Here is a 26,699-nt window from a genome sequence, read left to right as displayed (position 1 = left end):
AGAGCGACTGGCAGTGAGCCAGTGCTCTGCATTAGGACTATGCGCGTCTGTGATTCAGGTACTTCTCTAGTAAGTTGGGGTGTGGATCGTGATTCGTGTCCTAAGGATGTACACCCGCTAATCGCAATAAGAACTGCAAACAGTGCGCTTTGGAGAGTTATGGTGCGATTCATGAGGCTAAAGGCGCTGAGTTAGAAATGTGAGTGCTAAGCCGCGTCCCAATACCGAGCGGGGCGTGTAAGCGGCCTAACGCCCTGAATTCAGCCGACGGCGTAGCCGGTCGGCTGCGATGAACAGTTAGACCCGGAAGCCAAAACGGGAAGCCCCAGCTTGACGACGGGCGCGAACTGCGAAAAAGCGAAGCGCCACCGAGGCGGCGCAACGCTTGCAAAATGATAGCTTGCTGCGCTTGCTGCGCAAGGGTAGGCGGCCAAAAAGGCTGAAAACTGGCGCAGCGAATGCAGGCGCAGCCCGGAGAAACGGCAAACCAGGCACTGAATAACGCCGGAGAAACTGAATGCCGTTGAAATAAGCATGGGCCAAATAAAACGGTTTCTATGCGGGACTAACGAACAAAAGTAAGCCGCCCGCCGAAGGCGGGTCGGCTTGACTGACCGGTTAGCCACAGCAGCCAAACCGAAAATGCTGCGCACACGCACAGCGCTATAAAATTAACGACGAGGGAGATGTTCGCAAGCAATTCCATCATTATCAGCATCCAGATCTGAGCCTGGATTACTTTTATGCCATGCTTGAGCGTCTTGTTGGTATGCGAAATCTGAGCAATCCGCATCATCACTTCCCCCACCACCGCAAGCGGTCAGTGCTATTGCAATAAAAATAAAAAAAACTTGTTTTGCGTACTTCATAACACTCCTGGATAAAAGGCTAACGTCAAGGTTAATCAGCAAAAATGCGAAGCATTTTTGTCCGCGTTGAACCGCCAGTTAGACGTCGTTGTGCCGATCATTTACAGATGGATGCTGCATATTTCATTCTTTACGCTCAGTGGACTATTCGTTTTATTGAAAAAATCAAGTGCAAGTTTCCTGACTGATGTACCGTGTTTGGGGACTCGTGTCGTTACGGCATAGCATTCTTTTTCGTGATGTTTGAAACGTTCGGCGGTCAGTTGCAGGGTGGTTCTGAGTTGCGAGATAGCTTTATCCAACTGGCAACCTTTCAGTTCAATAAAAAGGGCGCGCTTTTTATCTGCGTCTTCGGTGGTTACAATCCAGTCGCATTTCTCATGCTCGTTGCCAATAAGGCAGCCGTCCACTTTTATTTTGTGGATTTTTTGTTTGGCCTTGTTGTGAATCTCAAATTTGCTTCTGTTTTCCTTTAAGACGACAGTCGAATCCCGGGTTGCTATAGTGCATTTGTCGTAGTTCATTGCTGCACCCCCCGAGTGAGCATTTCATTCATCACTGATTCGAAGTGCTCCGAGATGCCGTCGAGCATGTCAGCGCCTATTATGCGGTACTCAAGATCGCTAATTGATGTTGCTTCACCATTACTCATCGAGTACGCGGCTACATCTTCGAACTTAATGGGTAGTCCGGAGCCATTTAGCTTCGTAAATTCCTTTGTGGTTAATGTTCTGTCTTTAATTTTGTCCGCGGCTAGAATGAAGTTGTTTAGTGCGGATATTATGTAAGGGCTATGGGTTGTGACAAAGAAGTTTGTTCCAACTCTTGCGTACAAAATTGATAATATTGAGACAATATGACCTTGCGATGTGGGGAATAGATGCGCTTCAGGCTCTTCGATAAAGCACATGTTTCCGGGTTGATGCTTTCGTAAAATTGGCCAAACACACAGTGATAGCAGCATGGGGAGTGCTTCTTGCTGACCGGATGAGGCATTTGCTAGATTTATTCTGCGACCTTTGTTTACGATCCAGTCTTGCTCATCATGATACTCGTAGTCGCCAGATATGATAGATTCGACGGCGCTGTATATTTCCGCCGTGAGTTCTTTGTTATCTTTGTTTAGATATCCATCTTTGTACCATCTTTTTGAGTTTTCGTAGAGGCTCCCAAACTCCTTAAGGTATGGGTCAATATCGAGGTTGGAAGCCAAGAACGTAAAGATGTTTTTTTGAAGGTTGGCGAAAAACGACCTGGTTGCGGGGATAAATATTGGGCTTGAAAAGAATGGCGAGTACCCTTCATTTCGAAGGGGCTCGATTACGTGCTCATAAAATACTTGAGATTCCGTGTGCGCAACTTGCTGCCGCCCCGGTTTCTCTTGTGCCTTCGCCTCTATCAAATGTTTGGCATAAATCTTTTTCTTGCTTGTAAATAGTTTGGCCAGTAGAGGTGAGTAATCGATGCTTAGGCTTGTTTTGCCGGAAGAATTTTTCCTGCCGAAAACTATTATTGAAATTTCATTGAACTCATAGCCAATGGAAAATGAACTTCCTTCCCAGGCGTACCTTGGGAAATTCTTTTCAAAGGTGGTAAGTATGCCTTTATCAAAATCTCGTTTTGATTTTCCAAGCCGTACACCTTCGAAGAAATCTATATTTATGGTTTTGAAAAAGTGAAGTAGTTTGGCAAGTAAGCTTTTGCCATTTGCCTGAGGGCCAATAACAATGTTGATTTGTTTGATGTCCAACGAAGCCTTCTTGATTAACAAAAAGTTGCTTACTGTAAGTTTTTCGCTCATGGCTTTTTTTAGGATGGTTCATTCAGGGCAAATTTTTTGCTCGCGGTGTCTAACGCCCTGAGTTCAGCCGCCGCCGTAGGCGGTCGGCTGCGACGAATTGTTAGCCCCAATGGCTTGATTTATTTGCACCACTGCTGCTCGCACGGGACACCATCATTGTTCCCGTCCATTTTTGTGCCCGGGCAATTTTTAAGAAAGAAGGTGGCTTCTTCACAAGAAGTCATTTGAGAGCAATGGGTTCGTCCATCGCACTGAAATTTTGGTGTTAGATCAATGCTTCGGTTTCTCCTGGAAGAACCACTTGAAATATCAATTTCTTGAAATTGCTGTGCTGGGCGTTGAGATTGGTATTTTTCATAGCCCTTCCAAACGCCAAAGGCGAGCAGAGCAATGAGAAGGATACGGAACACATTCTCTCCTGTTGACTGGCTAACGCCCTGAATTCAGCCGACGGCGTAGCCGGTCGGCTGCGATGAAAAGTTAGACCCGATGGCCAAAACGGGAAACCCCACTTTGACGACGGGCGCGAACTGGGAGAAAGCAAAGCGCCACCGAGGCGGCGCAACGCTTGCAAAATAATAGCTGCTCGCGCTTGCTACGCAAGGGCCAGCGGCCAAAAATGCTGAAAACTGGCGCAGCAAATGCAGGCGAAGCCCGGACAAACGGCCAGCAAGGCGCTGCATAACACCTGAGAAACTAAATGCCGTTGGAATAAGCATGGGCCAAATAAAGCGGTTTCTCTGCGGGACTAACTAGAAATAGACGATCCGCATCCTAGCGGAAGAAGTCGGGTAACGCAACACATTTTGCAACATCTAGAGTGAAACCCTCTGATTATGGCGTTTAGCCAAGCCTAAAATTTTGCGGATGACGCTGCCTCCACGCTCTGCCCCTGCGCCGTCCGGCCAGCCGGAAGTGGAGGGTACTGCACCGCCGCCCAAGTTGCTCGATCGGATGCGCATCCACCTGCGTACGCGGCACTACAGCATACGTACGGAAGAGGCTTATGTGGACTGGGCGCGGCGCTTTATTTTGTTCCATCGCAAACGCCATCCACAGGATATGGGGGCGGCGGAGGTGGAGGCGTTTTTGAGCTATTTGGCGGTGGAGCGCCATGTGGCTGCTTCCACGCAAAACCAGGCCAAGGCGGCGTTGTTGTATTTGTACAAACAGGTGCTGGGGATGGATTTGCCCTGGCTCGATGAGGTCATACAGGCCAAGCGTCCCAAGCGTTTGCCGGTGGTGTTGACTCCGGCTGAGGTGCGTTCTCTGCTGATGCATACCGAGGGCACGCCGGGGCTGGTGATTCAGCTCATGTATGGCACGGGCTTGCGCTTGATGGAGGCGCTTCGCCTGCGTGTGAAGGATGTGGAGTTTGCCCGCCGTGAAATCACGGTGCGCGAGGGCAAGGGCAATAAAGACCGTGTGACGGTGTTGCCTGAAAATTTAATTGCCCCACTGCAGGCGCAGTTGCAAAAGGCGCGGGCGCTGCATGAAAAGGATTTGGCTGCAGGCCTGGGGCGGGTGTTGTTGCCCCATGCGCTGGCGGTCAAATACCCCAATGCAGACCAGGCTTGGGCATGGCAATGGGTGTTTCCGTCGCCCGTGCGCTCCACCGATCCGCGCCCGGATGTGCGTACCGGAGAGTTATTGGAGCGGCGCCACCACGTATATCCTGAGTCGGTGCAGCGCGGTGTGCGCGAGGCGGCGCGGCGGGCGGAGATTGCCAAGCCGGTGTCGCCCCATGTGCTGCGCCATTCCTTTGCCACGCATTTGCTGCAGGCGGGCTACGATATTCGCACGGTGCAAGAATTACTCGGCCATGCCGATGTCAGCACCACCATGATTTACACCCATGTGCTGAACAAGGGTGGGCGGGGAATTTTGAGCCCGCTCGATGCCTTGTGAGTCGCGCTGTGTTCAAAACAAAGGCCCGTTTCCGGGCCTTTGTTTTTTTCGGGTGAAATGCCCCGTGCGATTTCCGCGTTATTCCAGCTCACTCACCGGCACGCAGCTGCAAAACAGGTTGCGGTCGCCATACACGTTGTCCACCCGGCCCACGGGGGCCCAGTATTTGGACTGGCGCAGGCTGGCCACCGGGTAGGCGGCGGCTTCGCGCGTGTAGGGGTGGCTCCAGTCCTGGGCCAGCAGGGTGGCGGCGGTGTGCGGGGCGTTTTTCAGGGGGTTGTCGTCCTGCGGCCAGATTCCGTTTTCCACTTGGCGGATTTCTTCGCGGATGGCGATCATGGCGGCGATGAAGCGTTCCAGTTCGGCCAGGTCTTCGCTTTCGGTGGGTTCCACCATCAGCGTGTTGGCCACCGGGAAACTCAACGTGGGGGCATGGAAGCCGTAGTCGATCAGGCGCTTGGCGACGTCTTCGGCCATCACGCCGCTGGTTTCCTTCAACTGGCGCAGGTCCAGAATGCACTCGTGCGCGACGTGGCCGTTGGCGGATGCGTACAGCGTGGGGTAGTGGTCCTTCAGGCGCGCGCTGATGTAGTTGGCGCTCAAAATCGCCACTTCGGTGGCCGCCGTCAGGCCCTCGGCACCCATCATGCGGATGTACATCCAGCTGATGGGCAGCACGGCGGCGTTGCCCAGGGGGGCTGCGCTCACGGCCCCTGTCTTGCCGACGTTGCCCGCCGTGGCGTGGCCGGGCAGGAAGGGCACCAGGTCTTCAACGACGCACACCGGGCCCACGCCCGGGCCGCCGCCGCCGTGGGGGATGCAGAAGGTCTTGTGCAGGTTCAGGTGGCTGACGTCGCCGCCAAACTCACCGGGCGCGGCCACGCCGACCAGGGCGTTCATGTTCGCGCCGTCCACGTACACGCGGCCACCATGGCGGTGCACGATCTGGCACAGCTCCTTGACCTGGGTTTCAAACACGCCGTGCGTGCTGGGGTAGGTGATCATCACGCAGGCCAGATTCTGGCTGTGCTTTTCGCACTGGGCCTGCAAGTCCTGCATATCGACGTTGCCGTTCTCGTCGCACTTGGTGACCACGACCTGCATCCCCACCATCTGCGCGCTCGCCGGGTTGGTGCCGTGGGCGCTGCTGGGGATCAGGCAGACGGTGCGGTGCGCGTTGCCCTGTGCCTCGTGCCAGCCCTTGATGGCCAGCAGGCCCGCGTATTCGCCCTGGCTGCCGGCGTTGGGCTGCAGGCTGACGCCGGCGTAGCCGGTGGCCTGGCACAGCCACTGCTGCAGCAGCGCATCGAGCTCGGCGTAGCCGGCGAGCTGGTGGGCCGGGGCAAAGGGGTGGATGTGGGCAAACTCCGGCCAGGTGATGGGGATCATCTCGCTGGTGGCGTTGAGCTTCATGGTGCAACTGCCCAGCGGGATCATGCTGCGGTCGAGCGCCAAGTCCTTGTCGCTCAAGGCGCGGATGTAGCGCAGCATGGCCGTCTCAGAGTGGTGCGTGTTGAACACCGGGTGCGTGAGGAAGCTGCTGCTGCGCTGCAGGCTGGCGGGGATGAGGCTGGCGGCGCCTTCCAGCGCTTCGATGCTGGGCTGGGCGGCGCTGGGCGCCAGGGCCTGCCAGAGCAGGGCCAGGTCGGCGCGGGTGCTGGTTTCGTCGAGCGAGATGCCCACGCACTGGCTGCGCTGTGCGCCCGGGAACGTGCGCAGGTTGGCACCGGCGGCCAGGGCGCGCTGCACGGCGGCCTGGGCGGCTTCGCTGCTGCCCAGGTCGATGGTGAGGGTGTCGAAGGCGCTGGCGTGCAAGAGCTTGAGGCCCATTTGCTGCACGCCTGCGGCCAGGATGGCAGTCAGGCGCGCCACGCGCTGGGCGATGCGCACCAGGCCCTGCGGGCCGTGGTACACGGCGTACATGCTGGCAATCACTGCGGGCAGCACCTGCGCGGTGCAGATGTTGGAGGTGGCTTTTTCGCGGCGGATGTGTTGCTCGCGCGTTTGCAGCGCCAGGCGGTAGGCGGGCGCGCCGTGCGCGTCCACGCTCACGCCCACCAGGCGGCCGGGCATGGAGCGTTTGAACGCATCCTGGCAGGCCATGTAGCCAGCGTGCGGGCCGCCCGCGCCCATGGGCATACCAAAACGCTGGGTGGTGCCGACGACGATGTCCGCGCCCATTTCGCCGGGGGCCTTGAGCAGGGTGAGCGCCAGCAGGTCAGCGGCGAGGATGAAGGCTGCGCCCTTGGCGTGGATGAGGTCGGCGCTTTGCTGCCAGTCGGCCAGCCAGCCGGTCGAGCCTGGGTATTGGTTGAGCGCGGCAAAGTAGTCGTCGCTGTGGATGGCGGCGATCCATTCGTCGGCCGAGCGGATGACCTTGACGGTGAAGCCCAGCGGCGCGGCGCGGGTCTGGATCACCTCGATGGTCTGCGGGTGGCAGTCGCCCGAGACGATGAAGACGTTGCCCCGGGCCTTGACGGAGCGGCGCGCCAGCGTCATGGCTTCGGCGGCGGCGGTGGCTTCGTCGAGCATGGAGGCGTTGGCGATGTCCATGCCGGTCAGGTCGGTGACCATGGTCTGGAAGTTGACCAGCGCCTCCATGCGGCCCTGGCTGATTTCGGCCTGGTAGGGCGTGTAGGCGGTGTACCAGGCGGGGTTTTCCAGGATGTTGCGCAGGATGACGCCGGGGGTGTGCGTGCCGTAGTAGCCCTGGCCGATGAAGCTCTTCTTGACCTGGTTCTTGGCGGCGATGGCCTTGAGTTCGGCCAGCGCGTCGGCCTCGGTGCAGGCGGGGGGCAGGTCCATGGCGCGCTCGCGGGCGATGGAGCGCGGCACGATGGAGGCCACCAGGGCGCGCCGCGTGGCTTCGCCAATCACGCTGAGCATGTGCGCCTCATCGGCGGCGTCGATGCCGATGTGGCGGGGGATGAATTCGCCGGGGTTTTCCAGCGCGGACAGGGGCAGGGCGGCAGGGGCGTTCATGGGGCCAGTCTCAAATGCTATTAAAAAAGTAGCTGCTTGCGCTGGTCTATCAAGGAGTTGAGGCAGATTGATTCCTCAAACCCTTTGTGGTCCAGCGCAAGCAGCTATGTTTTTTGATGGAGGTGTCGGGGCTCAGGCGTTGGCAGCGAAGTTGCCGTAGGCGGTCTCGTCCATCAGCGCGTCGAGCTCGGCGGGCTTGGAGAGCTTGACCTTGAAGAACCAGCCGCTGGCCAGCGGGTCGCTGTTGGCCAGCGAGGGGTCGGCGCGCAGGGCTTCGTTCACTTCCACGATTTCGCCCGAAACCGGCATGTACACGTCGGCAGCGGCCTTGACGGATTCGACCACGCCGGCGACTTCGCCCTGGGCGAAGGTTTTGCCCACTTCGGGCAGATCGACGAACACCACGTCGCCCAGCGCGTCCTGCGCGTGCACGGTGATGCCGACGACGGCGGCGTTGGTGTCAGCGGCGTTGATCCACTCGTGGTCTTGGGAGAATTTGATGGTCATGGAAGGCTCCGAAAAAAGGATGAAAAGCGTGTATGGAGAAAGGCCCAGGGCGCACTGTAGCGGCCTGGCGCCTTGCGGGAAGGGGGTTAGCCCCGGAAATAGCGCGGCGGCACGAAGGGCGTGGGCGCCACCACCATGGGCACGGGCTTGCCGCGCACGATGGCAAAAATCTCGGTGCCGGGGGCGGCGTAGTCGGGCTGCACGTAGGCCAGGGCAATGGGCTGGTTGAGCGTGGGTGCGAGCAGGCCGCTGGTCACCTGGCCGATGGGCTGGCCGTCCATGTTCTCCAGCACGGCGGGCTCGCGCACGGGCACGCGTTCCTTGGCGATCAGGCCGACGCGTTTTTTCGTCAGCACGGCCGGGTTGTCGATCTGCGCCAGCACCGTCTCGGCCCCCGGAAAGCCGCCTGCGCGCGCGCCGCCGGTGCGGCGCACTTTCTGGATGGCCCAGTTCAGCGCCGCCTCGGGCGGCGTGGTGCTGCGGTCGATGTCGTTGCCGTACAGGCACAGGCCGGCTTCGAGGCGCAGCGAGTTGCGCGCGCCCAGGCCAATCGGTTTGACTTCGGGCTCGGCCAGCAGGGCGCGCGCCAGGGCCTCGGCCTGCGCGCCAGGCACGGAGATTTCAAAGCCGTCCTCGCCGGTGTAGCCGCTGCGGGTGATGAACAGCTCGGCGCCGTTCCAGCGGAAAGCGCCGCCGCTCATGAACACCAGCTGCTCGGCGCCAGGCACCAGGCGCGCCAGGGCGGCAGCGGCTTGCGGGCCCTGCAGCGCCAGCAGGCCCTGGGTGGGCATGAGCTCGATCCGGCAGCGGCTGCCGATGCGCGCCTGGATGTGGGCAATGTCGCCCGCCTTGCAAGCGCCGTTGACGATGACGAACAGGGTGCTCTCGCCGTTGACCAGGCCCTGGTTGAAGAACATCAGGTCGTCGATGATGGTGCCGTCGTCGGCCAGCAGCAGGCCGTAGCGCTGTTTGCCCTCGGGCAGGCCGAGCACGTCCACGGGCACCAGGGTTTCAAAGGCGGCGGCGGCGTCGGGGCCGATGAGCTTGAGCTGGCCCATGTGCGAGACGTCGAACAGGCCCGCTGCAGCACGCGTGTGCAGGTGCTCGGCCATCAGGCCGGCGGGGTATTGCACCGGCATGGAGTAGCCCGCAAAGGGCACCATGCGCGCGCCCAGTTCCAGGTGCAGGGCGTTCAGGGGGGTGGTCAGCAGGTCGGCGGTGGACACGGGTGTTTCTCCAGGGCAAATGCGGGCCATGGCGCGCTGGCCACGGTGTTTGCCCTGCTGTCCTCTTTACCTGAGAGATTCACCCGCCGATGCGGGTTTGCTCCTTCGGTGGGCGCGGCCTGTGCGGCGCGGCGCCTCTCTCCAGCAAGGGAACGCCCGCGTGAGCGGGCGCTTCTGTCAGTCCTTTTGCCTGAGCGTTTGGCGGTGGGCCTGCGCCTTCGGCGGCGCCGCACGCGGGTGGCGGGGCACTCTCTCCTGACGAATCGCCGGAGTATAGCGGCAGTGGATGCTCCCTTGAATGGCTCTCAAGCTTGTGGCTTGTGCAGCGCGGCCCTGGGCGGTAACCCGGGGCAGCCTGGCCTGCTGTGCGCCTCGGTCAAAGCGCCTGCGATGGCAGCAAGTATGCGCGCGGGGCTGCAGTTGGATTTGCTGAAATTTCTGCTAAAAAGCCGTTGCTGCAGAATAATTTTCTGTTTGCTTGTCATCAACGGAGTGAATGCATGGAAATAGACCGGCTCGATAGAAAAATACTCTCCATCCTGCAGCACGACGCCCGCGCCAGCCTGCAAGAGATTGGCGCCGCCGTCGGCCTCTCGCCCTCGCCGTGCTGGGCGCGCATCAAGAAGATGCAGGAGGCCGGGGTCATCGAGGGCTACACCGTGCGCCTGAACCCGCAGGCGCTGGGCCTGGGCGACACGGTGCTGGTCATGGTCACGCTCGACAGCCATTCGGACAACACGCTGGAGAAGTTTGGCGAGGTGCTGGCCAGCATTCCGGAGGTGGTGGAGGCGCACCTGGTCTCGGGCGAGTACGACTACCTGCTGCGTGTGGTGGTCAAGGACACGCGCGATTACGAACGCCTGCTGCGCGAGAAGCTCTACAAAATCAAGGGCATACGCCACAGCCAGTCGAGCTTTGTGCTGCGCACCTTGAAGCGCGCCGATCTGCCGCTGGGGGTGTGATGCTATAAAAAAAATAGCTGCCAGCGCTTGTTGGACGGGCGCTGGCAGCTATTTTTATTCTCAATTTTGCGGTTTACACCACTTCAGGCTGCACCTTCATCTCGCTGTAGGGCACGATGCGCGAGCCCTTGACCCAGCGGTAGCCGCCCCAGATCAGGAAGAACAGCGGCAGGCCGATGTAGGTGGCGATGGCGCCCGTCCAGTCGATCTTGTCCTGCAGGAACGCCTGGTAGTTCTGCCCCAGGGTAATCACCAGGCACAGCACGAAGGCGAAGATGGGGCCGAACGGGAAGGCGGCCGCGCGGTAGGGCAGGGCCGACAGCTGCAGGCCCTGGGCCTCGTAGCCCTTGCGGAAGCGGTAGTGGCTGATGGCAATGCCCAGCCAGGCGATGAAGCCGGTCATGCCCGAGAGGTTGAGCAGCCACACGTACACCAGCTGCGGGCTGAAGATGTTGGTCAGAAAGCACAGCGCCGCCACGATGGTGGTGGCAAGCAGCGCCATGATGGGCACGCCGCTGGCGTTGACGCGGGCAAAAATGCGCGGCGCCATGCGCTGGCAGGCGAGCACGTAGAGCATCCGCGTGCTGGCGTACATGCCCGAGTTGCCGGCCGACAGCACCGATGTCAATACCACCGCGTTCATGAGGGCGGCGGCCGAGAGCAGGCCGGCGCGGTGGAACACCAGGGTGAAGGGGCTGACGGCGATGTCGCCAACGTCGTTCTTCAACAGCTGCGGATCGGTGTAGGGAATGATCAGGCTGATGACCAGGATGGCGAACACATAGAACAGCAAGATGCGCCAGAACACCTGGCGCACGGCGCGCGGGATGTTCTTGGCCGGGTCTTCGGATTCGCCAGCGGCGATGCCGATCAGCTCCGTGCCCTGGAAGGAGAAGCCGACGATCATGGCCACGCCGATGAGGGCGGCAAAGCCGCCGGCAAAGGGTGCGTCGCCCAGCGTCCACAGCTGCAGGTGCGCCCACAGGCCCTGGTGCTGCGCGTCGCCGCGCAGGATGCCGAAGATCATCAGCACGCCGACGCCGATGAAGACGATGACGGTGGCCACCTTGATGGCGGCAAACCAGTATTCGGCCTCGCCGAAGCCGCGCACCGAAATGGCGTTGAGCGCAAACATGATGGCCAAAAAGCCTGCGCTCCAGAGCACGCCGTTCACGTCCGGGAACCAGTACGCCATGACGAGCTGCGCCGCCACCAGATCGACGGCAATCGTCACCGCCCAGTTGTACCAATAGTTCCAGCCCAGGGCGAAGCCAAAGCCCTCATCGACGTAGCGCGCGCCGTAGGTGGCAAACGAGCCCGAGGTGGGCAGGTAGGCGGCCATCTCGCCCAGGCTGGTCATCAAGAAATAGACCATCAGGCCGACGATCATGTACGCCAGCACGGCGCCGCCGGGGCCCGCTTGCGAGATGGTGGCGCCGGAGGCAACGAACAGGCCGGTGCCGATGGAGCCGCCGATGGCGATCATCGACAGGTGGCGCGCCTTGAGCACGCGGCGCAGTTCGCCGCCGGAGGAGGTGGGGCTTGCACTCATGGTGTGGTTTTCTTTGTGCAGGGCAGCCGTGCCGAGGGAGCCTGGATAGGGCTTGGCAACAGCAGCAGTCGGGGTGGATGAAAAACGACCTGGGAAAGATCAGAAAAGGGGCCGATGGTATCGGCCCCGGGGCGGGATTTGCTAGAGGGCTTAACCCAGCAGCAGAGCGTCGTCGGCGAGTTTTTCGCCGCGCACTTTCTCGAACATGTGCAGCAGGTCGGGCACGTCCATGCGGGCTCGCTCTTCGCCCGAGACGTCGAGCACCACCTGGCCCTGGTGCAGCATCACGGTGCGGCTGCCCACGTCCAGGGCCTGCCTCATGCTGTGCGTGACCATCATGGTGGTGAGCTGGGCCTCGGCGACGATGCGCGCCGTCAGCTGCAGCACAAAGTCGGCGGTGCGCGGGTCGAGCGCGGCGGTGTGCTCGTCGAGCAGCAGGATGCGCGAGGGCTGCAGCGCCGCCATGAGCAGGCTCACGGCCTGGCGCTGGCCGCCCGAGAGCAGGCCGATGCGGTCGGTGAGGCGGTTCTCCAGCCCCAGGCCGAGCGTGGACAGGCGCTCGCGCCAGCCGTCGCGCATGTGGTTCTTGACGGCGCGCGAGAGGTTGCGAAACCCGCCCCGGCGCTGCGCCAGGGCCATGTTTTCCTCGATCGTCAGGTCTTCGCAGGTGCCGGCCATGGGGTCCTGGAAGACGCGCGCCACGCGCTCGGCGCGCTCCCAGACGGGCTTGTGCGTCATATCGACGTTGTCGATCAGGATGCGCCCGCCGTCCACGCCCTGGTCGCCGGAGACGGCGTTCAGAAACGTGGACTTGCCCGCGCCGTTGGAGCCGATGACGGTGACGAACTGGCCGGCCGGAATGTCGAGCGAGAGCCCGCGCAGCGCGCGCGTTTCAATGGGCGTGCCGGGGTTGAAGGTAAGGGTCAGGTTGTGTGCGCTCAGCATGGGCGTTCTTTCTTTTATGCCTTGCGGCTGGCGAGCTTGCGCTTGAGCTGCGGAATCACCAGCGCCACCGTCACCAGCAGGGCGGTGACGAGGTTCAGGTCCTGGGCCTTGAGGCCGATGAAGTCGCTGTTGAGCGCGGCGGCGATGAAGAAGCGGTAGACGATGGCGCCCACCACCACCGCCAGCGTCGCCCAGACGATGCGCCGCGACGGCAGGATGGATTCGCCCACGATGACGGCGGCCAGGCCGATGACGATGGTGCCAATGCCCATGGAGATGTCGGCGCCGCCCTGTGTCTGCGCAAACAGCGCGCCCGCCAGGCCCACCAGGGCGTTGGAGATGGCCATGCCCAGCAGCACCATGGCGCCGGTGTTCACGCCCTGGGCGCGCGCCATGCGCGCGTTCGAGCCCGTGGCGCGAATCGCCAGGCCGCGTTCGGTGGCAAAGAACCAGTCGAGCGCCAGCTTGGCCAGCACCACGATCAGCAGCAGGATGAGGGGGCGGGCGACGTAGTCGGCCATGCCCTCGGGCTGCAGCAGGGTAAAGAGGGTGGTGTCGTTGATGAGGGGCACGTTGGGGCCGCCCATGACGCGCAGGTTGATCGAGTACAGCGCAATCATCATCAAGATGGAGGCCAGCAGGTCCATGATTTTGAGTTTGACGTTGAGCCAGCCGGTGATCAGCCCGGCCACGGCGCCCGCCGCAGTGGCCGCCAAGGTGGCGAGCCAGGGGTTGGTGCCGGTGGAGATCAAGATGGCGCAGACCGCACCACCGAGCGGAAAGCTGCCGTCCACGGTCAGGTCGGGAAAGCGCAGCAACCGAAACGAGATATAGACGCCCAGCGCCACCAGGCTGAAGATCAGGCCGATTTCAACGGCCCCGAACAGGGAAAACAAAGACATGGGGCGGGTCGCAGGCAGAGGAAAAAAGAGGGATATCACGCAAAACAAGAGCCCCGAAGGGGGCTCCTGTGTGCGACGCGAAAACGGCGATTTTATTGAATGACCTGGGCGGCCGACTTGATCAGCGCCTCGGGCAGCTTCACGCCTTGCTTTTCGGCAGCGCCGGGGTTGACGAAGAGTTCGAGCTTGGTGCTGGTTTCGCTCTTGATGTCGCCGGGCTTTTCGCCCTTCAGGATGCGCACCACGATGCGGCCCGTTTGCTCGCCCAGGTCGCGGTAGTTGATGCCCAGGGCCGCAATGGCGCCGCGCTTGACGCTGTCGGTGTCCGAGGCGATCAGCGGAATCTTGGCGTCTTGCCCGACCTTGACCAGCGACTCGTAGGCCGAGACGACGTTGTTGTCGGTGTTGGTGTAGATCACATCGACCTTGCCGATCAGGCTGCGCGCGGCGCTGCTCACGTCCACCGAGCGCGGGGCGGCGGCTTCGACCAAGGTCATGCCCAGCTTGGGCAGCAGCTTTTCCAGCTCTTTGACGACGACCACCGAGTTGGCTTCGCCCGGGTTGTAGACCATGCCGATGCGCTTGGCGTTCGGCACCACCTGCTTGAGCAGGTCCATTTGCTTGTCGAGCGCGAGCAGGTCAGAGACGCCGGTGACGTTGGTGTGCGAAGGCTCCCAGTTGGCCACCAGCTTGGCGGCGACGGGGTCGGTGACGGCGGAGTAGACCACCGGCACGCTCTTGGTGGCGGCCACCACGGCCTGGGCCGAGGGGGTGGCGATGGCGACGATGGCGTCGGGCTTGTCGCCGACGAACTTGCGCGCAATCTGCGCTGCCGTGCCGGTGTTGCCCTGTGCGCTCTGGTATTGCCACTTGAGGTTCTTGCCGGCTTCGTAGCCCGCTTCCTTGAGGGCCGCCTGCACGCCGTCGCGCACCGAGTCGAGCGCGGGATGCTCGACGATGGCCGTCACGGCCACGGATTTTTCCGCCGCGCTGGCGGGCGCGATCGCAGCTACGGCCAGTGCCACGGCACCCAGGGTCATCCAGGGCAATTTCTTCATCTGCATCTCCATCCGTCCTTGTTGAATCCTATTGAGTGGGCGGCACGGCGAGCGTGCCGGGCACCGAGTGTACGCCGCAGGCGCGGGCTGTGCAGGTTCCTGCCCCAGACAGCTGGCAAGCGTGTGACTATCAGCGTGTGCAGCTATGTTTTTTGTAGTTTTTCCGGGAGCCTGCGTTGGAAAAAACCGACACCACGGCCCCCAGCCCGGTGCTACTTTCGCGGCTTTCGACACCGTACCCGACACCGCACCTGGAGACTGCCATGCCCAAGACCCTGATTGAACCGTTTCGCATCAAAAGTGTGGAGCCGATTCGCATGACCAGCGCCGCCGACCGCCTGCGCCTGCTCGAAGAAGCCAAACTCAACGTCTTCAAGCTGCACGCCGACGATGTGCTCATCGACTGGCTCACCGATTCGGGCACCGGCGCCATGTCCAGCCGCCAGTGGGGCGCCATCATGGAAGGCGACGAGAGCTACGCCGGTGCGCGCAGTTTTTACCGGCTGGAAAAAGTCTTGCAGGACATCACCGGCATGGCGCACTTCATCCCCACGCACCAGGGCCGCGCCGCCGAGAAGGTGTTGTTCAGCGCCACTTGCAAGGCTGGCGACCTGGTGCCCAACAACTGCCACTTCGACACCACGCGCGGCAACCTCGAATCCATGGGCGTGCAGGCGCTCGATTGCGTTGCCGCCGTCGGCCTGCAGCCCGCCACCATCGCCCCTTTCAAGGGCAACATCGACCTGGAAAAAGCCGAGGCGGTGCTCCAGGAGCACGGTGCGCGCATTCCGTTTGGCATGATCACCGTGACCAACAACACCGGCGGCGGCCAGCCCGTCTCCATGGCCAACATCCGCGCCTACGCTGCGCTGCTGAAGAAATACGGCAAGCCCTTGGTCATGGACGTGTGCCGCTTCGCCGAGAACGCCATGTTCATCAAGATGCGCGAGCCGGGCTACGAGAACACGCCCATCAAGGACATCGTGCGCGAGATGTTCTCCTACGCCGACGGCGCCACCATGAGCGCCAAGAAGGACGGCATGGTCAACATCGGCGGTTTCATCGTGCTGCGCAGCGACGAATGGCTCGATGGGGTGAGGAACGGCCTGATCATGATGGAAGGCTTTCCCACCTACGGCGGCATGGCCGGGCGCGACCTCGAAGCCCTGGCCGTGGGCCTGGAGGAGGGCATGGATGAGGACTACCTGCGCTACCGCCTGCGCACCGCCGAGTACCTGGGCGAAAAGCTCGACGCCGCCGGCGTCGGCTTCGTGCGCCCCACGGGCGGCCACGCCGTCTACATCGACGCCAAGACCGTGCTGCCCGATATGCCGGTGGCGCACTACCCGGCCTGGGCGCTGTGCAACGCGCTCTACCTGGAGGGCGGCATTCGGGGCGTCGAGATCGGCTCGGTCATGTTCGGCAAGCGCCTCGATGACGGCACCGAGACTTACCACAGCATGGAGCTGGTGCGCCTGGCCTTCCCGCGCCGCATGTACACGCAAAGCCACTTTGATTACGCGGCGGAGGTGATTGCCGAGGTGAAGGAAAAAGCGGCGAGTATTCGCGGCGTGAAGATCACCAAGCAGCCGAAGTTTTTGCGCCACTTCACCTGCGAGTGCGCGTGGGTGTGAGGGTTTATCCCGGTGTGGTTTTGCTGGGTGCTTATTCCAGCAAAACCCCCACCCCAAAAGCCCACAGCCGGTAAGCCCAGAAACTCTCATCGCTCTGCATCAGGCGGTACAGCTCGCCCGGCGCATGGCCGGTGATGCGCCGGGACTCTCGGCACATGTGGGCCTGGTCGGCGTAGCCGCTGGCATCGGCAATGTCCCCCCAGCGCACAGCGCCATCCTGGTGTGCCTGTGCGCCCTCAAAGAAGGCGCGCTCTGAACGGCCCAGCCCATGCAGGTTGCGCTGCGTTTGCCCGGTCCATTGCTTGATGCGGCGCTCCGCCTGGCGCAGGCTGCGGCCCAGGCCTGAGCTGGCGGCGCGCAGGGCCACGCTGCGCGACCAGTCGGTGAGCAGGTGGCTGTGCAATGCCGACGCCGGCCGCGACTGCTGCCAGCGCGGCAACAGAAAGGACTCGACCAGGGCCACGCGCTGCTCGTCGTCGGCCGCCTGCGCCACCTGGGCAAACATCGCCTGCCATTCGGCATCAAAGACTTCTTGCACCGGAACAATCCGGTCTAGCAGCGCAGTGGTATCCAGGCCCGTCATGTGCGCCAGCGCATCGGGCATGAGAAGCACCATGAAGGCGTGCATGGGGCCGGGGTTCCAGCTGATGGTGGGCCGGGTGAAGGGGCCGCACAAGGTGGCAGAAGCAATGGGCGCACGCGGGCTGTGGGGCTGCGCCGGTGCACCTGGCGCCAGGACATGGCATTCGCCCTGCAGATACCAGAGCAACGCGCAAGTGGGCGCTACCGGCATGTGGTTGTAGCGCTGCGGCTCATCCAGCGCTACCGACAGGGTATCGCGCGCCATCACCCCACGAACGCAGGAGGCCAGGGCGCTGCGCGGTAGCCACAGCTCGGAACGCGCATCGCTGTAGGTCATGCCAAGCTCCCGGGGCCAGGCGGACACTTTGCGCAAATGGTGGTACGGCGGAGGTGCCGCAGGCGGCGATGTCGCAATCATTCAATACACGCCCTGGGTGGGATTCTTACGATGGACGCCATGCATCAACAAGGGAGTCTGCATGTACCCAGTGAGTTTACGCAACGTGGGCAAGACCTACCGGCTGGACACCGTGACCGTGCCCGCCCTGAGCGGGGTGAATATCGACATCCGGCCCGGCCGCTTCACCGTGCTGTGCGGCCCCTCGGGCAGCGGCAAGACCACGCTGCTCAACATGATGGGCTGCATTGACCGGCCCGACGAGGGCGAAATCCAGGTGGATGGCCAGGCCGTGCAGGCCATGACGGACGATGCGCTGTCGGACTTTCGCGCACGGCGCATCGGGTTCGTGTTCCAGAACTTCAATCTGTTGCCGGTGCTGACCGCCTTTGAGAATGTGGAATACCCGCTGGTGCTGGCCGCAGTACCGGCTGCCCAGCGCAAAGAGCGGGTGCGCGCGCTGCTCGACGCCGTGGGCCTGGCAGACCGCGCTGGCAACCGCCCTGGGCAACTGTCGGGCGGGCAGCGCCAGCGCGTGGCCATTGCCCGGGCCCTGTCCACCGAGCCTGCGCTGGTGCTGGCCGACGAGCCCACTGCCAACCTCGACAGCCAGACAGGTGCCGAGATCATTGCCCTGATGCGCCGCCTGCAGCGCGCGCGCGGCGCCAGCTTTGTGTTCTCGTCCCACGACCCCATGGTGCTGGCCCAGGCCGATGACGTGGTGCGCATCCGCGATGGCCGGATCGAAGCCATAGAGCAACGTGACAACGGTACGGAGGTGGCCGCATGAACCTCTGGATGCTCGCCCTGCGCAACCTGCTGCGCAACCGCCGCCGCTCCCTGGCCACCCTGCTGGCCATGGTGGTGGGGCTCACCGCCATCCTGCTGTTTGGCGGCTACCGTTCCAACATCCTGTATGGCATGGAGACCGGCTTCGTCCAGTTCAGCGGCCACCTGCAGGTACAGCGGCGCGGCTATTTTGCGGATGGGGGCGACAACCCGTCGGCCTATGGCATCGCGGGTTACCAGCGCATCATGGATGCCATTGCCAGCGACCCCGAACTGGCGCCTTTGCTGCGCGTGGTGACGCCGACGCTGCAACTGGGCGGCATTGCGGGGCACATGGAGTCGGGGCACACGCGCTCGGTGCTGGCCAACGGCCTGGTGGCACAGGAATACAACCGCCTGATGCAATGGAACGACTATCGAATGGTCAGCTACGCCCAGCCCCTGGCACTGGAGGGTACGGCAGCCAACGCCGCCGTCATCGGCACCGGCGTGGCGCGCAAGCTGCAACTGTGCGCCGCGCTCCAGGTACCAAGCTGCGAAAACGCAGGCTCCCCCGCCCTGCACCAGACCGCAGACGCCACCGCCGTGCCCGACGATGTAGCCGCCCTGTCGGCCATGGAGCGATCCACACCGTCCGAGCCGTCTGCCCAGCGCATCGAGATGCTGGTGGCCACGGCCCGAGGCGCACCCAACGTGGCGAGCTTGCAAGCCATCAAGGCGGTCAACCTGGGCGTCAAGGCCATTGACGACCTCTACCTCGCCATGCACCTGCCCCAGGCCCAGCGCCTGCTCTACGGCACGCAAGCGCCCGAGGTCACCTCCATCGTGGTGCAACTGCACCACACCGCCCAGTTGCCTGCGGCACGTGCCCGGCTAGAGGCACTGCTGGGCCAGCAGTTTGCCGCGCAAGCGCTGGAGGTGTTGGACTTCCGCACGCTGAATCCGATGTTCGGTCAGACGGATGAGTTCATGGCCTCCATGTTTGGTTTCATCGCACTGCTGATTGCGGTGATCGTGCTGTTCACCATTGCCAACACCATGGGAACGGCGGTGGTGGAGCGCACGGTGGAGATTGGCACCCTGCGCGCCATGGGCCAGCGCTGCAGCGGTATCCGCCGCCTCTTCCTGTGCGAAGCCCTGCTGCTGGGCGCGGCGGGCACGGTGCTGGGCCTGCTGGCCACGGCGGTGCTGGCCTGGGCCATCAACCACAGCGGCTGGACGTGGACACCCCCAGGCTATGCCTACGCCTACCTGGTGCTGGTGCGGGTGTGGCAAGACCTGCCCTTGCTGGCAGGCAGCATCGTGGGCCTGCTGGCGATCACCCTGGCCTCGGCCTGGTGGCCCGCACGGCGTGCCGCGCGCATGGACATCGTGGATGCACTGCGCCACGCCTGAAAACCCGTCACATCAAGGCCCACCATGCAACGACGTTCACTTCTTGCCCTCCCCCTGGCGGCACTGGCCCCATGGCACCACAAAGCCTGGGCCGGCCCCGATCCCCAGGCCGTTCTGGCGGCCAGCGATGCGATCCGCAACCCGGATTTCTCCTTCAGGCTGGTCAACACCCTGGTGGAGTACCGCCAGGGGCGGCAGACCGACAGCAGCCAGCTCGCCGTGTACTCACGGCCCGATACTGCGGGCGGGCAGTTCCGCAGCCTGGTGCGCTACCTGGCCCCGGCGCGCGACGTGGGCAAGCTCATTCTCTACAACGGCAAGGATCTGTGGTTCTACGACCCTGCCAGCCAGGGCAGCATCCGCCTTTCGCCCCAGCAGCGTCTGCTGGGCCAGGCGTCCAACGGTGACGTGGTCACCACCAACTTTGCGCGCGACTACCGTGCCACCAGTGCGGCGGAAGAAACCACGCAGGACGGTGACCGCAAGCCACGCCTGTGCCTGAAACTCGCGCTCGAAGCCCAGGGGCCCGACGCCAACTATCCACGCGTCGAGATGTGGGTCGATGCCAGCAACCACCGGCCCGTCAAGGCACGCTTCTATGCCGACACGGGCAACCTGCTCAAGACGGCGTATTACCGGCGCTACGAGAACGCCTTTGGCACCGAGCGCCCCACGGAAACCGTGATCATCGACGGCCTGGATCCCAGTTGGGTCACCGTGATGCGCTACTCCCAGTGGGAGCGCCGCGATGTGCCGCAAGCCTGGCTGCAGCGCGACTACCTGCCCCACTGGCGCCCCGAATGATGCGCCGGCCTCTCATTGCCCTGTGCCTGCTGTGGGGCACATCCGCCCTGGCAAGTGATGCAGAGGCCGACGCCCTGCAGCTAGCCGACGACACCCCCACCAGCACCACGGAACAACGCCCCTGGCAGGCCTACGCCGAGATCGCGGCGGGACGGGCATGGCCCCAGGCAGCGGGCCTGGCCCAAGACGACGGCCGTCTCAGCCTCGATTGGCGGCTGGAGCCCGCTGCCAGCGGCCCCTGGTATGTGCGCGCAGCGGGCCGCCTGGACATGCGCTCACGCCCCATGCTGACGCAGGAAAACGCCATCCATACCTTGAAGGATGCCGTCCTGGGCTATACCCCGACGCAGAACCTGGTGCTGGAGGCTGGCCGCATCCGGCTGCGCCAGGGTGTCGCCCTGGGCTACAACCCAACCGATTTTTTCCGCGATGGATCGATCCGGTCGGAAGTGTCCATGGACCCCGCCAGCCTGCGCGAGAACCGCCAGGGCAGTGCCATGCTGCACCTGCAGCACCACAGTGCAAACGGTGTGTGGCAATTCGCCTTCTCGCCCCGCTTGGCGACACACAAGCCTGCGCCTGGTGGATGGAACCTCGATTGGGGTGCCACCAACCACCTGAACCGTGCGCTGTTGGCCTATGCCCCACGCTGGGGGGAGTCGATCAGCGCACAGGGACTGCTGCACCTGCGCCAGGGGCAGGGCGCGCAGTGGGGGATGAACCTCTCGGGCCTGCTGGGTCAGGCCACGGTAGCCTACCTGGAGTGGTCGGGCGGCACCTCGCCCACGCAGTTGCAGCAGGCGCTGGGCCTGGTGGGCCCTGAACAGTGGCACCACCGGCTGGCCGTAGGCGCCAGGCACACCAGCGCCAACCAACTCACACTGACGGCAGAGCTGCATTACAACGGCGCAGCCCCTGGACGGCGCGGTTGGCAGGCCCTGCGTGCCATGCCCCTGCCGGTGTATGGGCAGTACCGGGCCTGGGCGGCCAATGCCCTGGAGCCTGCCACCCGGCACGGGTTGTTCCTGCACGCCGCCTGGAAGGATGCCGTGCACCCCGGCCTGGATTTGAATGGCATGTGCCAGTTTGACCTTGACGACGCCAGCCGCCGCTGCTGGCTTGAACTGCGCCACCGGGGGCGGCGGCTGGATATGGCGCTGCAATGGCAGCGCAACCATGGCGCGGCCTTAAGCCACTTTGGTGCATGGCCTTGGGCAGCCCGTTGGGAGCTGATCGCAAGGCATTATTTTTAGATAAAAAATGGCGCTAGCCCTTATAGGGCAAGCGCCACCAGCTATTTAATTTATAGCGTTTCGGGTTTTACATGCCCGAGTAATTCGGCCCGCCGCCGCCTTCGGGTGTGACCCAGACGATGTTTTGCGTCGGGTCCTTGATGTCGCAGGTCTTGCAGTGCACGCAGTTCTGCGCGTTGATCTGCAAGCGCTTGTCGCTGCCTTCGCCCACAAATTCGTACACCCCGGCCGGGCAGTAGCGGGCCTCGGGGCCGGCGTACTTGGCCAGGTTGATTTGCACCGGCACGCTGGCGTTCTTCAGCGTCAGGTGCGCGGGCTGGTCTTCGGCGTGGTTGGTGTTGCTGATGAAGACGCTGGAGAGGCGGTCAAACGTCAGCTTGCCATCGGGCTTGGGGTAGGCGATGGGTTTGCATTCGCTGGCGGGCTTCAAGTACTCGTGGTCGGCCTTGGTGCGGTGCAGCGTCCAGGGCATGTGGCCGCGCAGCACGAATTGCTCGAAGCCGTTCATCACCGTGCCCACCGTGAGGCCGTACTTGAACCAGTTCTTGAAGTTGCGGTCCTTGTTCAGCTCGGTGTAGAGCCAGCTTTCCTCGAACGCCTTGGGGTAGGCGCTCAGTTCGTCGTGCTGGCGGCCGGCGGTCACGGCCTCGAAGGCGGCTTCGCCCGCCAACATGCCGGTCTTGATGGCCGAGTGGCTGCCCTTGATGCGGCTCACGTTCAGGTAACCGGCGTCGCAGCCGATGAGCGCGCCGCCCGGGAACACGGTCTTGGGCAGGGAGTTGATGCCGCTGGCGTTGATGGCGCGCGCGCCGTAGGACAGGCGCTTGGCGGTCACTTCGCCCTGGTCGTTCTCGAAGTAGTAGCGGATGTTCGGGTGCGTCTTCCAGCGCTGGAATTCCTCGAACGGGCTCAGGTAGGGGTTGGTGTAGTTCAGCCCGGTGACAAAGCCCAGCGCCACCTTGTTGCCGTCGAGGTGGTAGAGGAAGGCGCCGCCGTAGGTGTCGCTCTCCATGGGCCAGCCGGCGGTGTGCATGACGAAGCCCGGCTGGTGCTTCTTCGGGTCGATTTCCCACAGTTCCTTGATGCCGATGCCAAAGCTCTGCGGATCGCGCCCCTCATCCAGGCGGTATTTGGCGATGACCTGCTTGCCCAGGTGGCCGCGCGCGCCTTCGGCAAAGATGGTGTACTTGCCCAGCAGCTCCATGCCGAGCTGGAAGCTGTCGGTGGGCTCGCCCTCTTTGCCGATGCCCATGTTGCCGGTGGCCACGCCCTTGACGGCGCCGGTTTCGCTGTACAGCACTTCGGCGGCGGCAAAACCGGGGAAGATTTCCACGCCCAGGGCCTCGGCCTGCTCGCCCAGCCACTTGGTCACGTCGCCCAGGCGCACGATGTAGTTGCCGTGGTTGTGCGCAAACGGCGGCAGCAGCATGTTGGGCGTGCGCCAGCCGGATTTTTCCGAAAGGAAGATGTAGGCGTCGTCGGTGACGGGCTGGGTCAGCGGTGCGCCTTTTTCCTTCCAGTCGGGGATGAGTTCATTGAGCGCCTTGGGGTCCATGATGGCGCCCGAGAGGATGTGCGCGCCGGGCTCGGAGCCTTTTTCCAGCACCACGACCGAGACTTCCTGGTTTTTCTCTGCCGCCAGCTGCTTGATGCGGATGGCGGTGGACAGGCCGGCGGGGCCACCGCCCACGACCACGACGTCGTATTCCATGGATTCGCGGGGGCCGAACTGGGCGAGGATTTCTTCGTTGGTCATGACGGTCGGATGGGGCGTTGGAGGAATTTGGACGATACTTTAGGGCAAACCCTGGCGACCCTGGTAGGTCGCGCCCGATTGTATGCATGGATCGTGCAATAAGCGAACGAGCGTGCTATTTTTCTCGTGAGGAGTCTCTAAATGGCCTACTCCATTGATCTGTCCGGCCGCATCGCCATGGTCACGGGGGCTTCGAGCGGCCTGGGGGCGCAGTTTGCGCAAACCCTGGCGCGCGCGGGCGCTGCCGTGGTGCTGGCGGGGCGGCGCAGCGAGCGCCTGAAGGACTTGCGCGCGCGCATCGAGGGCGAGGGTGGCGATGCCCACGTGGTGGCGCTGGACGTGACGCAGCGCCACTCCATCCAGGCCGCCGTGGCGCACGCCGAGACCGAGATGGGCTCGATCGACATCCTCGTCAACAACGCCGGCGTCTCGGCGCCGCAGCGCCTGCTCGACGTTGGCGAGGCGGATTTTGACTTCGTCATGGACACCAATCTGCGCGGCGCCTTCTTCATGGCGCAAGAGGTGGCGCGGCGCATGATCGCGCGCGCCCAGGGCGCGGCGCCGGGCAGTTTCACGGGCGGGCGCATCGTCAACATTGCCTCGGTCGCCGGGCTGCGGGCGCTGGCGCAGATCGGCACCTACGGCATGAGCAAGGCGGCGCTGATCCACATGACGCGCGCCATGGCGCTGGAATGGGGGCGCTTTGGCATCAACGTCAACGCCCTGTGCCCGGGCTATATCGACACCGAGATGAACCACCGCCACTGGCAGACCGAGGCCGGGCGCCAGCTCATCGCCGGGCTGCCGCGCCGGCGCCTGGGCCAGGCGCAGGATCTGGATGCGCTCATCGTGCTGCTGGCGAGCGACCAGAGCCACTTCGTCAACGGCGCCGTCATCAGCGCCGACGATGGCATGGCCCTGGGGTGACATCAAAAATGAGAGCTGCTCGCGCTTTATCTGTGCGGGTTTGCGGCATAAAACACACGCAAACCCTTGGCAATAAAGCGCGAGCAGCTCTCATTTTTGCACAGCAGCTGCATGGTGTAATGCCCAGCGCAGGCCGGCGGGCGCGTGGTGCCCGGGGCGCTTTTCATTCTTGATTCTTGACGGACGAAGGAGACTTGCGTGAACAAACTCTATCCCAGCGCCGCTGCAGCCCTGCAGGGCGTGGTGGCGGATAACCAGCTGCTGGCAGTCGGCGGCTTTGGCCTGTGCGGCATCCCCGAGGCGCTGATTGACGCCCTGTGCGCCAGCGGCGTCAAGGGCCTGACGGTGGTGTCGAACAACGCCGGCGTCGATGGCTTTGGCTTGGGCAAGCTGCTCAATACGCGCCAGATCAAGAAAATGATCAGCTCCTACGTCGGCGAGAACAAGGAGTTCGAGCGCCAGTACCTGGCGGGCGAGCTCGAACTCGAATTCACGCCCCAGGGCACGCTGGCCGAGAAGCTGCGCGCCGGCGGCGCGGGCATTCCGGCCTTCTTCACCAAGACCGGCGTCGGCACCATCGTTGCCGAGGGCAAGGAGCTGCGCGAGTTCGACGGCGAGACCTACGTGATGGAGCGTTCGCTCGTGCCCGACGTGGCACTGGTGAAGGCGCACCGCGCCGACAAGAGCGGCAACCTGCAGTTTCGCCTCACGGCGCGCAACTTCAACCCGGCGGCCGCCACGGCGGGCAAGCTGTGCATCGTCGAGGTCGAGGAGCTGGTGGAAGTGGGCGCCATCGCCCCCGACGACGTGCACCTGCCCGGCATCTACGTGCACCGCATCGTGCACAACCCCCACCCGGAAAAGCGCATCGAAAAGCGCACCCTGAGCGAGCAAAAAGGAGACTGATCCCATGCCCTGGACGCAAGACCAAATGGCCGCCCGTGCGGCGCAAGAGCTGCAGGACGGCTTCTACGTCAACCTCGGCATCGGCATCCCGACCCTGGTGGCCAACCACACCGGCGACAAGGAGGTGTGGCTGCAGTCGGAGAACGGGATGCTGGGCATTGGCCCCTTCCCGACCGAGGCGCAGGTGGACGCCGACCTCATCAACGCCGGCAAGCAAACCGTGACGACGCTGCCGGGCTCGGCCATTTTCAGCTCCGACCAGAGCTTTGCCATGATCCGGGGCGGCAAGATCAACCTCTCCATCCTCGGCGCCATGCAGGTGAGCGAGAAGGGCGATCTGGCCAACTGGATGATCCCGGGCAAGATGGTCAAGGGCATGGGCGGCGCCATGGACCTGGTGGCCGGCGTCAAGCGCGTGATCGTGCTCATGGAGCACGTCGCCAAGAAAAAAGACGGCAGCACGGATTTGAAAATCCTGCCCGCCTGCACCCTGCCGCTGACGGGCGTGGGCGTGGTCAACCGCATCATCACCGACCTGGGCGTGATGGACGTCACGCCCGAGGGCCTGCGGCTCGTCGAGCTGGCGCCGGATGTGACGTTTGAAGAAATCCAGAGCCAGACTGGTGTGCCGCTGCGGCGCTGAGTTTTTCGGCAGATAAAAAAATGGCCCGCTGCGTGCGGGCCGTTTCTTTTGGAGATTTTTTCGGATTTTTTTTGGGGGGCTGCTTACCAGAATTTCCACCAGGGGTTGTCCTTGGCCTTGAAGCCGCTTTGCATGTAGGCGCTTTGCGGGTACGAGGCCTGCATCACGCGCTGGGCGTCGTCGCGCAGCTGGGTCATGCCCAGCGCGTCGTAGGAGCGGATCAGGATGTACAGCGCCTCCTCGGTGGCGGGCACGTTCTGGTAGTCGGCAATCGCCTGCTGCGCCCGCGCCACGGCAGCGACGTAGGCGCCGCGCTCGTAGTAGTAGCGCGCCACATGCACCTCGTACTGCGCCAAGGCGTTGACGATGTAGGTCATGCGCTGGCGTGCATCGGCGGCGTAGCGCGAATCGGGAAAGCGCGTGGACAGCTCGCGAAACGACTCGTAGGAGTCCTTGGCCGCCTTCTGGTCGCGCTCGGACAGATCCTGGCGCGAGATCCAGGAGAACATGCCCAGGTTGTCGTTGAAGTTGACCAGGCCCTTGAGGTAGAGCGCGTAATCCGCTGCTGGGCTGGCTGGGTGTAGCTTCAAAAAGCGGTCGAGCGTGGCCAGGGCCTGGGCTTTTTCGCCGCCCTTGTACTGGGCGTAGGCTTTGTCAAGTTGTGCTTGCTGCGCCAGCGGTGTGCCGGCGGCGCGGCCTTCGAGCTTTTCAAACAGCGGCACGGCCTTGTCGTAAGCGCCGCCGTTCATCTCGTCGCGCGCTTCGGCGTAAATCTTGTCGGGGCTCCAGCCGGCGGTCTTGTCCTCGTTGCTGCTCGCGCAGCCCGCGATCAGGCCGGCGGCCAGCAGGGCCGTGAAGGCTGAGGAAAAGGGCAGGGGGGCACGCAGCATGGTGAGCAGCT

General features: G+C 63.0%; 26 protein-coding genes and 2 riboswitches. Of the genes, 10 read left to right on the top strand and 16 right to left on the bottom strand.

Annotation, left to right across the window (positions count from 1 at the left end):
* Window positions 1–260 precede the first annotated feature (260 nt).
* From G7045_RS07090 to G7045_RS07065, 6 genes are all read right to left on the bottom strand, one after another.
* Window positions 261–536 carry a DUF1010 domain-containing protein gene (locus tag G7045_RS07090; RefSeq protein WP_166158990.1) on the bottom strand — a complete coding sequence of 92 codons (276 nt, stop codon included), beginning with the start codon at window positions 534–536 and terminating at the stop codon, window positions 261–263.
* Window positions 537–671: 135 nt separating this feature from the next.
* Complete coding sequence (locus G7045_RS07085; RefSeq protein WP_166158989.1) at window positions 672–869, bottom strand: excalibur calcium-binding domain-containing protein; 198 nt, start codon at window positions 867–869, stop codon at window positions 672–674.
* Window positions 870–970: 101 nt separating this feature from the next.
* On the bottom strand, window positions 971–1,393 hold the full coding sequence (locus tag G7045_RS07080) for a hypothetical protein (RefSeq protein ID WP_166158988.1): 423 nt from the start codon (window positions 1,391–1,393) through the stop codon (window positions 971–973).
* On the bottom strand, window positions 1,390–2,670 hold the full coding sequence (locus G7045_RS07075; protein ID WP_166158987.1) for an AAA family ATPase: 1,281 nt from the start codon (window positions 2,668–2,670) through the stop codon (window positions 1,390–1,392). The genes G7045_RS07080 and G7045_RS07075 overlap by 4 nt, the downstream gene beginning before the upstream one ends.
* Window positions 2,671–2,789: 119 nt before the next feature.
* Window positions 2,790–3,080 carry an excalibur calcium-binding domain-containing protein gene (locus tag G7045_RS07070; RefSeq protein WP_123675839.1) on the bottom strand — a complete coding sequence of 97 codons (291 nt, stop codon included), beginning with the start codon at window positions 3,078–3,080 and terminating at the stop codon, window positions 2,790–2,792.
* 33 nt (window positions 3,081–3,113) lie between these two features.
* Window positions 3,114–3,353, bottom strand: a complete 240-nt coding sequence (locus G7045_RS07065) for a DUF1010 domain-containing protein (protein ID WP_240919306.1) — start codon at window positions 3,351–3,353, stop codon at window positions 3,114–3,116.
* Between the two features lie 184 nt (window positions 3,354–3,537).
* On the opposite strand from G7045_RS07065, the gene G7045_RS07060 reads away from it, so the two are divergent.
* Window positions 3,538–4,578, top strand: coding sequence for an integron integrase (locus tag G7045_RS07060; protein ID WP_166158985.1), 1,041 nt, complete (start codon window positions 3,538–3,540; stop codon window positions 4,576–4,578).
* A gap of 78 nt (window positions 4,579–4,656) precedes the next feature.
* On the opposite strand, the gene gcvP is transcribed toward G7045_RS07060, so the two are convergent.
* From gcvP to gcvT, 3 genes are all read right to left on the bottom strand, one after another.
* Window positions 4,657–7,560, bottom strand: a complete 2,904-nt coding sequence (gene gcvP / locus G7045_RS07055) for an aminomethyl-transferring glycine dehydrogenase (RefSeq protein ID WP_166158984.1) — start codon at window positions 7,558–7,560, stop codon at window positions 4,657–4,659.
* 132 nt (window positions 7,561–7,692) lie between these two features.
* On the bottom strand, window positions 7,693–8,067 hold the full coding sequence (gene gcvH / locus G7045_RS07050) for a glycine cleavage system protein GcvH (RefSeq protein WP_166158983.1): 375 nt from the start codon (window positions 8,065–8,067) through the stop codon (window positions 7,693–7,695).
* A gap of 86 nt (window positions 8,068–8,153) precedes the next feature.
* A complete protein-coding gene (gcvT, locus tag G7045_RS07045; protein WP_166158982.1) occupies window positions 8,154–9,323 on the bottom strand; it encodes a glycine cleavage system aminomethyltransferase GcvT in 1,170 nt (389 codons plus the stop codon).
* 17 nt (window positions 9,324–9,340) lie between these two features.
* Window positions 9,341–9,448, bottom strand: a riboswitch (glycine riboswitch).
* Between the two features lie 13 nt (window positions 9,449–9,461).
* A riboswitch (glycine riboswitch) is annotated at window positions 9,462–9,561 on the bottom strand.
* Window positions 9,562–9,799: 238 nt separating this feature from the next.
* Between gcvT and G7045_RS07040 the strand changes: the two genes are divergently transcribed.
* Window positions 9,800–10,255 carry an Lrp/AsnC family transcriptional regulator gene (locus tag G7045_RS07040; RefSeq protein WP_166160382.1) on the top strand — a complete coding sequence of 152 codons (456 nt, stop codon included), beginning with the start codon at window positions 9,800–9,802 and terminating at the stop codon, window positions 10,253–10,255.
* A 73-nt stretch (window positions 10,256–10,328) separates the two neighbouring features.
* Here G7045_RS07040 and G7045_RS07035 read toward each other — a convergent pair whose 3' ends face one another.
* From G7045_RS07035 to G7045_RS07020, 4 genes are all read right to left on the bottom strand, one after another.
* On the bottom strand, window positions 10,329–11,807 hold the full coding sequence (locus G7045_RS07035) for an amino acid permease (protein WP_166158981.1): 1,479 nt from the start codon (window positions 11,805–11,807) through the stop codon (window positions 10,329–10,331).
* Window positions 11,808–11,957: 150 nt separating this feature from the next.
* On the bottom strand, window positions 11,958–12,752 hold the full coding sequence (locus tag G7045_RS07030; RefSeq protein WP_166158980.1) for an ABC transporter ATP-binding protein: 795 nt from the start codon (window positions 12,750–12,752) through the stop codon (window positions 11,958–11,960).
* 14 nt (window positions 12,753–12,766) lie between these two features.
* Window positions 12,767–13,654, bottom strand: a complete 888-nt coding sequence (locus G7045_RS07025; RefSeq protein WP_166158979.1) for an ABC transporter permease — start codon at window positions 13,652–13,654, stop codon at window positions 12,767–12,769.
* A 92-nt stretch (window positions 13,655–13,746) separates the two neighbouring features.
* The gene (locus G7045_RS07020) at window positions 13,747–14,712 is read right to left on the bottom strand and encodes an ABC transporter substrate-binding protein (RefSeq protein WP_166158978.1); all 966 of its coding nucleotides are present in this window, start codon (window positions 14,710–14,712) and stop codon (window positions 13,747–13,749) included.
* A 263-nt stretch (window positions 14,713–14,975) separates the two neighbouring features.
* On the opposite strand from G7045_RS07020, the gene G7045_RS07015 reads away from it, so the two are divergent.
* Window positions 14,976–16,346 (top strand): tryptophanase, encoded by a 1,371-nt coding sequence (locus G7045_RS07015; protein ID WP_166158977.1) that lies wholly within the window; start codon window positions 14,976–14,978, stop codon window positions 16,344–16,346.
* A 31-nt stretch (window positions 16,347–16,377) separates the two neighbouring features.
* Here G7045_RS07015 and G7045_RS07010 read toward each other — a convergent pair whose 3' ends face one another.
* Window positions 16,378–17,265, bottom strand: coding sequence for a helix-turn-helix transcriptional regulator (locus G7045_RS07010; protein WP_166158976.1), 888 nt, complete (start codon window positions 17,263–17,265; stop codon window positions 16,378–16,380).
* A gap of 142 nt (window positions 17,266–17,407) precedes the next feature.
* On the opposite strand from G7045_RS07010, the gene G7045_RS07005 reads away from it, so the two are divergent.
* Genes G7045_RS07005 through G7045_RS06990 form a run of 4 tightly spaced genes read left to right on the top strand, consistent with a single transcriptional unit; the run spans window position 17,408 to window position 21,566 of the window.
* Window positions 17,408–18,115 carry an ABC transporter ATP-binding protein gene (locus G7045_RS07005; protein ID WP_166158975.1) on the top strand — a complete coding sequence of 236 codons (708 nt, stop codon included), beginning with the start codon at window positions 17,408–17,410 and terminating at the stop codon, window positions 18,113–18,115.
* Window positions 18,112–19,509, top strand: coding sequence for an ABC transporter permease (locus tag G7045_RS07000; RefSeq protein ID WP_166158974.1), 1,398 nt, complete (start codon window positions 18,112–18,114; stop codon window positions 19,507–19,509). The genes G7045_RS07005 and G7045_RS07000 overlap by 4 nt, the downstream gene beginning before the upstream one ends.
* 24 nt (window positions 19,510–19,533) lie before the next feature.
* On the top strand, window positions 19,534–20,313 hold the full coding sequence (locus G7045_RS06995; RefSeq protein ID WP_166158973.1) for an outer membrane lipoprotein-sorting protein: 780 nt from the start codon (window positions 19,534–19,536) through the stop codon (window positions 20,311–20,313).
* Window positions 20,310–21,566 carry a hypothetical protein gene (locus G7045_RS06990; protein WP_166158972.1) on the top strand — a complete coding sequence of 419 codons (1,257 nt, stop codon included), beginning with the start codon at window positions 20,310–20,312 and terminating at the stop codon, window positions 21,564–21,566. Before G7045_RS06995 ends, G7045_RS06990 begins: the two co-directional genes overlap by 4 nt.
* Window positions 21,567–21,633: 67 nt before the next feature.
* Here the strand turns inward: G7045_RS06990 and G7045_RS06985 are convergent, their stop codons facing one another.
* Window positions 21,634–23,322 (bottom strand): electron transfer flavoprotein-ubiquinone oxidoreductase, encoded by a 1,689-nt coding sequence (locus tag G7045_RS06985; protein ID WP_166158971.1) that lies wholly within the window; start codon window positions 23,320–23,322, stop codon window positions 21,634–21,636.
* A gap of 141 nt (window positions 23,323–23,463) precedes the next feature.
* Between G7045_RS06985 and G7045_RS06980 the strand changes: the two genes are divergently transcribed.
* The 3 genes from G7045_RS06980 (at window position 23,464) to G7045_RS06970 (ending at window position 25,798) form a co-directional block, all read left to right on the top strand.
* Window positions 23,464–24,249 (top strand): SDR family oxidoreductase, encoded by a 786-nt coding sequence (locus G7045_RS06980; protein WP_166158970.1) that lies wholly within the window; start codon window positions 23,464–23,466, stop codon window positions 24,247–24,249.
* Window positions 24,250–24,447: 198 nt separating this feature from the next.
* Window positions 24,448–25,155 (top strand): CoA transferase subunit A, encoded by a 708-nt coding sequence (locus G7045_RS06975; protein ID WP_166158969.1) that lies wholly within the window; start codon window positions 24,448–24,450, stop codon window positions 25,153–25,155.
* Between the two features lie 4 nt (window positions 25,156–25,159).
* On the top strand, window positions 25,160–25,798 hold the full coding sequence (locus tag G7045_RS06970; protein ID WP_166158968.1) for a 3-oxoacid CoA-transferase subunit B: 639 nt from the start codon (window positions 25,160–25,162) through the stop codon (window positions 25,796–25,798).
* An 83-nt stretch (window positions 25,799–25,881) separates the two neighbouring features.
* On the opposite strand, the gene G7045_RS06965 is transcribed toward G7045_RS06970, so the two are convergent.
* Window positions 25,882–26,688 (bottom strand): outer membrane protein assembly factor BamD, encoded by an 807-nt coding sequence (locus tag G7045_RS06965; RefSeq protein ID WP_166158967.1) that lies wholly within the window; start codon window positions 26,686–26,688, stop codon window positions 25,882–25,884.
* Window positions 26,689–26,699: the final 11 nt, after the last annotated feature.

This window comes from Acidovorax sp. HDW3, assembly GCF_011303755.1.
In the GTDB taxonomy this organism is placed as follows: Bacteria; Pseudomonadota; Gammaproteobacteria; order Burkholderiales; family Burkholderiaceae_C; genus Paenacidovorax.
The sequence above is the reverse complement of the archived record's forward strand: the minus strand, read 5'-3'. Positions and strand labels throughout refer to the sequence as shown.